The following is a 7,561-nucleotide window of genomic DNA, read 5'->3' as shown; positions in this document are numbered from 1 at the left end:
CAGACAGAAGGCAATCATTAATAGTGTAAAAATTTTTGTCATAATTGTTTTATTTGGGAATAAAAAAATTGAAAAAAAATATGATCGGATGTTGAATACGGAAAGGTAGTAAATCTGATAAAAAAAATAGGTGAATCACATTTTTTTACACACTAACCTAATTTTTTTTTATGCGAAAAGTAGTAAAACAATTCAAAATATCGAACTTGCGAACCATTTGGAAGCTTCAAGCTACAAGAGGCAAGCTTCAAGTATTTTATAGGCTTTTAAGAGTTTGTTGAAGGGTTATAATTTCTCCATGTTTTATAAGGCTTTTGGTTCTAACAAAACAACCTCTAGAGCTTGTCACTTGTCGCTTACCCCTTGTTGCTAATTAACTTATAAACAACAACATGCGGCATTTATTAGGTATTAAGGACATCTCAAAAACGATATACAACGCATATTTGAGATGGCAAGCCATTTTAAGGATGTAATTAATCGCCCCATCAAAAAAGTACCCTCGCTCAGGGACATCACCATTGCCAATGTTTTTTTTGAAAACTCTACCCGCACCAAACTTTCGTTTGAACTTGCCGAAAAACGCTTGTCGGCCGATGTGGTCAACTTTTCGGCATCGGGCAGCTCGGTAAAAAAGGGGGAAACCTTACTCGATACGGTCAATAATATTTTGGCTATGAAGGTAGACATGGTGGTAATGCGGCACTCAAGTGTGGGCGCCGCCCATTACTTGTCTAAGCGAGTAGACGCGCGCATTGTAAACGCAGGCGATGGCACCCACGAACACCCCACACAAGCTTTGCTAGACTCGTTTTCGGTCAATGAAAAGTTGGGCGAGGTAGCCGGAAAAAAGGTGGTGATTGTAGGGGATATTTTGCACTCACGGGTGGCTTTGTCCAATATTTTTGCTTTTCAGAAACTGGGGGCTGAGGTAATGGTATGCGGGCCTATTACGCTGTTGCCCAAGTACATAGAGTCGTTGGGGGTAAAGGTAGAGTTAGACGTACAAAAGGCGCTGGAGTGGTGCGATGTGGCCAATGTGTTGCGTATTCAGCTTGAGCGCCAACAAATCAAGTATTTTCCGTCGCTGCGGGAGTATTCTTTGTATTATGGCATTGACAAAAGCCGCCTTGAGCGTCTCGACAAGGAGATTACGGTGATGCACCCTGGACCCATCAACCGGGGCATAGAGCTCAGCAGTGATGTGGCGGACTCTGACCACGCCATTATACTCGATCAGGTAGAAAACGGGGTGGCGGTGCGCATGGCGGTGTTGTACTTGCTTGCCGAGGGGATTAAACCGTGATTTGGTTGGAAGCTCTGACAGGGGCAAGGTGTAAGCGACAAGCTTCAAGCTAGAGGAGCACTTGTCGTTTGAAACTTAAAGCTCTAGATGCATAGCTTTATTCGTTTGTGGGGACACAAACGAAGGCGTCAGGAGGGAAACTCAAAGCTATAGGTGCACTTGTGGCTTGTCGCTTGAAACTTAAAGCTATAGACACACTTGTGGCTTGAAGCTATCATTCATTTTTTCGCATATTATCAAATTTGATAAAAAATATGGAATACGATATTAATATGTTGCAGGTGGCTTCGCCTCAGGCCTGGCTAGATGCGGTGTTGAACGATTTTGATGCATTTTTGCAAGACCACGCCGATTGTGAACGCAAGGCGTCGGCTATGGCGATGAGTTTTGTTGCCAAGTTTCCCAACCGCACCGAAATTATCCCTGAGTTGATTGACATTGGGGTTGAGGAGCTGCAACACTTCAAACAAGTATACAAAATAATGGAACGCCGGGGGGTGTTGTTGCCCGAAGGAATGGCTAAAGACTTGTACATCAAACAATTGGTGGGTTTGTGTCGCTCTACCCGCGAGGAGCGTTTTATGGATCGTCTGATTTTGGCGTCGTTGGTAGAGTGGCGGGGTTGCGAGCGTTTTAAGCTGATTGCCGATGGACTAAGTGCTGATAGGGAACCTGACCTGAAACGGTTTTATCAATTGTTGTGGGAGTCGGAGGCACGCCACGGGGAGAGTTTTATTGCGATGGCGTTGCGTTATTTGCCCGAAGCCGATGTGCAAAACCAATTGCAGTATATGGTAGACGAGGAGGCGAAGATTTTGCAGGGGCTGGAGATAAGGGCTGCTTTGCATTAGGGGTAGGTGGTAGTTGCTGGTGGTTTCTTGATAAAGCTTTTAGCCTTTGCTTGAGCTACGGTTAATAGTCGATGGTTCAATGGTTCAGTGCTGTTATATCATGTTACCCAAAAACCTTGAGCTGTGGCAAGCAATGGCTTGAGGTTTTTACACTTTTGTATCCTTTTTTAATAGACTTGCAGGGTCAAGTATAGGCAATATAACACCCGATAAGATAGTACCTTCTGTTTTTTGGAATACAATGCCCCGGGCGGTTGAATAGGCTATGCCCATAATAGTTGCTGCAAATACAGCATCAAGTATAATTTCTCCACTGTTTTTTACTTCTACAAAGTCCCTTAGATTTTCTACTTCAAACTCAAACTCGATGCCAAAGCGTCCCTTCAACTCGAGTAACTCGTCATTTTCGTCTTGACCATCCAATAGAACATATAACCTGATACCTATCAACGACTGTTCAAGGTCGAGTCCTGTCTCTTGAGAAAAGGAAAATTTATGTGAAACGGGAGTTGCTCTACCGTTTAGAAAACTGGTAGAAGCTTCAATATTGCTTTTAAAAACTGTCACACGTGAAACTTGAATTTTATCAGGTTGGATAGCAGCTCTTTCCATTGTTCTTAGGCTATTTTAAAAGTATCAACTGATGAGTTTTTTTGCCAATCATAAACAGGCTGAACTGAATCTAACATTTTCCTTTTACTACGAATAACCCTGCTCACTTCTACAGTTGTACTTTTTGTTTCTTGATATTGTTTTTGTGCTTCTGTAGGAGTTAAAATAATATCTTCACCTAAAACTACTTCTAATTTAGTAATTGTTTTAACAGTTAGGTTATGCAAACCCGATAGCCATTTACTTACCTCTGATTCATGCTTGCCCATTTTTTTTGCAAGATCTTTTTGTGTCCACCCTTTGCTTTCCAGTATTTCAAATATCTGCTCAGTAATCGCCAGGTTCTTTTTTACATTTTGTTTAATTTCTGGCTTTACTTTTTGAGCCGCACTTGATATGAGTTCTTTTTTCATAATTCAATTTCTGTGTTATCATCAATGATCAATACTTGATTTATATCATCTACTTCAATCTCTCGCTCTCTGATCAATTCATCAATTTTTTTACGAGTTTATTCGCTAAGTCAAAATGCGGTTTTACTACCAAACACTCCTGTGCAGTTTTCGCCTCCTTTGATTTAATCCCCCCATTAAATAAAATCACAATGCTATCGCATACTCTCATGCAATAAAGCCTAAGGTTATTGTTATAATCTATTTCTATGAGTTTTGCAGGTGGTGGCAAAGCTTCTGCTCTTTGTTCATGTCTGAAGTACCTCTTTTTTGCCCCTATATTTTCCCCTATTTGCTGAATTAGGCTTATAATATATTGGTACTCTTCTTCTACCTCAACATTATTTGCATGTCTATTTATAAAATCTTCAAACTCGCTATAAGCAACGTTTTCTAACTTGACAGAATAGTAGGTAACTTTATTAAATTGTTGAATTTCAACTATTTTTGCAAATATATTCACTTTTAAGTTAACTTCAAAACGTAAAAAATGAGACAATGTTTTGATAACCCCAAACCACCTACGCTTGGCATATTTATTTTTGTTGAGGGTTGCTTACAATTATACTGAATTATACAACACAAAGCAATATGATCAAAACCACCCAGCTATCATAAGACATCATTGTTAAAGGGCTATACACCCTACTGTAAATTATTCACTGCAAGGTTTTTGCTAAAGTACTTGCCCACCAAATTTAGCGGGCAATTTTGGCAAGCAAACAAGCCCGCAAAGCTTGGCAAAACCAAGAAAATCGGTTAGTTTTGTGTGATTAATTGTGGTCATCAGTATATCCTCCCATTACATTATGGAATATAAAAATCGTAACTTAACTACTCAAAAAAAGAAGGAAGATACAGCGTCGCAAGAGGGCATTTCAGGCAGCGAATACCTCAAACGTCTGGAGTTTTATAAAAAACGTTTTGAGCAAGAGCAAACCCCAAAAACGACTTCTGAAGAAGGCAATGGCTCTACTCAAACAACGCCTTTGTCGAAAAAGCAGGACAAACCGGGGACGCCTTCGCCCGACAAAAAGCAAACTGGCTCGCCTGACACCCCCACCCAGGAAAAGGAGAAGCTGGCACCAGAGAAAGCCACCTCTACCAAAACCCAGGAAACCTCTACCCCACCACCGACCAACGACACCAGCAAAGAGAAAGCACAGGTAAAACAACTGGAGAAAGAGGCGGGGCTTGAGGCGTTGACCAAAGACCCACAAGAGACTAAAAAAGACCCTGACCAACCCAAGGAAACCACCCATTCTGAAAAGGAAATCTCGGACAAAACAACCAAGGACCCTACTACCACCGACAAGACGCTTGAGGTGAAAATTCAAACTACCGACAAAACCAGCAGCCAGGATAAAGACATCAAATCGGGGACGCAGGATACCCCTTCGGGCGGCGGAGAAAAGAAAACAGCGCCGGGGGGCAAAAGTGGCGGCGGTGTGTCGGGCAAGAAGTCGGGCGGCAAGGGCGCCAATAAAGAAGGGGGCAACGGCCAACGGATGACAAACATTCCCCGCCCTGAGTTTGCCGATAGTGAAAAACGAATGGCGGCACGCATCGACCAGGAGAAGGGTAAGCCCAAGGCAGGTATGCTGAAGGCGACCAAACCTGTGGTAGATAAAAACAAGCAAAAGATTGCCAAAACCCAACAGGCAGAGAAAAAGAAAACCCCGGCGGTGCTGAAGGTGAAGCAAACCAAAGATGCCGAGGTGATTCCGCAGAAGGCGAGCAATGCCGAAAAATCGGCGGAAGACGTGAAGGGCTTGAGCAAGAAGGAGGTGAAAAAAACCGACCAGGGCAGCATTGCCCAGGCTGCCAGTAAGTTTAAAAAGGCTTTGGTAGATAGTACCCCCAAAAACGCTGACCAGTTGCAAGACGAGGAGTTTATGGGCAAGCTCAACAAAACGGCAGAAGAAGGGGTGAGCGAGCTGTTTGGGAAGGTAGAAGTAAAAACCCAGGAAGTAGGCAACGATTTTAAAGAGATAGACAACCCTGGTTTGGGCGAAAAGCCGCGCTCTGCCAAGGCATTGCCCGACATAGAAAAAGCACAGAATACGGCTTTGATGGATGTAGAGGAGCTGAAGGCCAAACAAAAAGTGCCCGACGAACAGCTGGAGTCTATCAGGCAGTCGGGCGCAGAGGCGACCAAGATTCTGAAAAAGGAAAAAATTGGCGAGGGAGAGGCCATTTCTTACGCCCAGTTTAGCGAGGCAAAGTCGGAAGACCTGCGCCGGGGCATAGACCAGTACGAGAAGGTACAGGAGGAGTCGGCAACGGGCGCCGACAAAATTCGCAAAACTGAGAAAGCGAAGCACGATGTGATGGCAAAAGCCATTAAGGACAAAGAGCAGGCAAAACGGGGGCATATGCGCGCCAACCGCGATGAACAGCTCAAAGCCAGCCGGGGACAGCAAGGACGTGCCAAGTCTGAGCTTGAAACCAAACGCGCCGAGATTACCGCTAAAATGGAGGAGGTGCATACCCGCACCCGCAAGGCGGTGACCGAACGCCTGGGCAAGCTCGACTCGGAGGTGAAAACCCGCTTTAGCCGTGCCAAACGCAGGGCAATGCATACTTTTACCCACAACGTGGAAACACGTTTGGACAAGTTTCACGATGACCGCTACTACAAAAAAGGGCAAAGCCTGGGCAGCTTGTTGTACAACATTGGACGCTCGTGGTTTGAAGATACCAGCGACCTGCCCCAGGTGCTGAAGATTTTTGAGAGCGAGCGGGCGCTGTTTATTTCTACTATAGAAAAAGAGATTGCGGCTATTATAAGCTATGTAGAAAGCGAGGTGGCGGCGTGCAAAAAGATCATTGAAGAGGCCAATACTGCCCTCGAAAACATTGTAAAGGAACAGGGGCCGGCTTTCCAGAAAATAGCTAAAGAGGCTTACCAAAAAATACGCAAGCAGCTCAACAAGCTCGACAGCGAGGTAGACCAAAAAGCCGCCGAGCTGAAACGCTACCTCGAAGCCCAACGCAAAAAAGCGATTGAGGAGGTAGACAAAAAGATAGCTGAGATCAAAGAACGCCTCAAAGGTTTGCTAAACCAGGTAGCGAAGTTTTTGACCGATGCTGCCTATAAATTCTTTAAGTGGGTGCTCTCCAGCAGTGGGTTTAGCACCGAACAAATAGACCAGTTTATCAACCAGGGCATAGAGGTGCTCACTAAGATAGTGACCGACCCCATGGGCTTTTTCCAGAATGTGGTAGAGGCAGTGGGCAAGGGTTTCAATGGTTTTGTGGGCAACATTGGCAAACACCTCAAAAACGGTTTATTTGCCTGGCTCACCGGCGCCATGGGTGGCATTGGTTTGAACTTGCCGCAAAAGTGGGATTTGAAGGGTATTTTTTCGGTGGTGCTACAGATCATGGGGCTCGACTGGACGGTGATACGCGCCCGAATAGCCAAAGAGGTGGGCGAAGAAAACCTGGCACGTGCCGAAGAAGCCGGGGGCGCCGGACTGGAGCTGCTGCAAACCATCAAGGAGAAGGGGTTTGTGGAGGCCATGTGGGACATGCTGTCAGAAAAGGCCGCCGAAATCAAAGAAGCGGTGCTCAGTGAAATCCAAAACTGGCTCATTGTGTCGGTGGTAAAACAAGCCACCATTAAGATACTCTCGATGCTGAACCCCGCCGGGGCCATTGTGCAGGCAATTTTGGCGATTTATGACTTTGCGATGTGGCTCATCAACAACTGGGAGCGCATTGTACAGATTATCCAAAACATTGTATCGTCGGTGGGCAAAATAGCCATGGGCATGCTGGGCGAAGCCGCGAAGTTTATAGAAAACACCCTCGCCAACTTTATCCCCCTCCTGCTCGACTTTATGGCGCGCATGCTGCGCCTGGGCAATGTAAGTGCCCGCATCAAGAGAATATTGGCGAAGCTACGCAAACCTTTGGATGATTTGATTGCGAAGGTGATGGCGTTTATTAGGAAGAAGATCAGGAGCTTTGGGAAGAAGAAGAAAGGAGATAAAGGGAAGGATGTTAAGAAGGATCAGGATGAAAAAAACAAAAAAGACCAAGCTCCACCTGCCTCTATTAAAGTCCCCTTCTCTATGAATGGAGAATCACATTATGTACGCGCTATTACTCAAAATAAAGGAGTAAAAATAGTAATGGCGAGCAAAATTGAGCGTGAAATTTTCTCAAAAATTCAAGGGCAAATAAAAACCTTGGAAAAAATAGCGCGCAGTATTAAAAACTCCCAGGCAGATAGAGACTTGGCTAACCTTGTAAAAAGTAAAATATTAGATTTAAGGACAAAATTCTTTGATGACGTTCAAGTGGCTCATGTCAATGGCGTTCTGGGCAAAATT

General features: G+C 44.6%; 5 protein-coding genes and 1 pseudogene. 3 read left to right on the top strand and 3 right to left on the bottom strand.

The features are described from left to right. Positions 1-392 precede the first annotated feature (392 nt). Together M23134_RS36760 and M23134_RS36755 are read left to right on the top strand one after the other, a co-directional pair. Positions 393-1,306, top strand: a pseudogene (locus tag M23134_RS36760) (aspartate carbamoyltransferase catalytic subunit). Between the two features lie 254 nt (positions 1,307-1,560). After that, the gene (locus M23134_RS36755; protein ID WP_002706026.1) at positions 1,561-2,157 is read left to right on the top strand and encodes a tRNA-(ms[2]io[6]A)-hydroxylase; all 597 of its coding nucleotides are present in this window, start codon (positions 1,561-1,563) and stop codon (positions 2,155-2,157) included. A 147-nt stretch (positions 2,158-2,304) separates the two neighbouring features. On the opposite strand, the gene M23134_RS36750 is transcribed toward M23134_RS36755, so the two are convergent. From M23134_RS36750 to M23134_RS36740, 3 genes are all read right to left on the bottom strand, one after another. Continuing rightward, positions 2,305-2,769, bottom strand: coding sequence for a hypothetical protein (locus M23134_RS36750; protein ID WP_002706023.1), 465 nt, complete (start codon positions 2,767-2,769; stop codon positions 2,305-2,307). A gap of 5 nt (positions 2,770-2,774) precedes the next feature. Continuing rightward, a complete protein-coding gene (locus tag M23134_RS40340) occupies positions 2,775-3,182 on the bottom strand; it encodes a helix-turn-helix domain-containing protein (RefSeq protein WP_002706021.1) in 408 nt (135 codons plus the stop codon). 73 nt (positions 3,183-3,255) lie between these two features. Next, complete coding sequence (locus M23134_RS36740; protein ID WP_002706020.1) at positions 3,256-3,720, bottom strand: hypothetical protein; 465 nt, start codon at positions 3,718-3,720, stop codon at positions 3,256-3,258. 310 nt (positions 3,721-4,030) lie between these two features. On the opposite strand from M23134_RS36740, the gene M23134_RS36735 reads away from it, so the two are divergent. Next, positions 4,031-7,561, top strand: a 3,531-nt coding sequence (locus M23134_RS36735; RefSeq protein ID WP_002706018.1) for a hypothetical protein, incomplete at its 3' end; no start/stop codon positions are given.

Origin of the sequence: Microscilla marina ATCC 23134 (genome assembly GCF_000169175.1) — a bacterium.
Taxonomy (GTDB): Bacteria; Bacteroidota; Bacteroidia; order Cytophagales; family Microscillaceae; genus Microscilla; species Microscilla marina.
The sequence above is the reverse complement of the archived record's forward strand: the minus strand, read 5'-3'. Positions and strand labels throughout refer to the sequence as shown.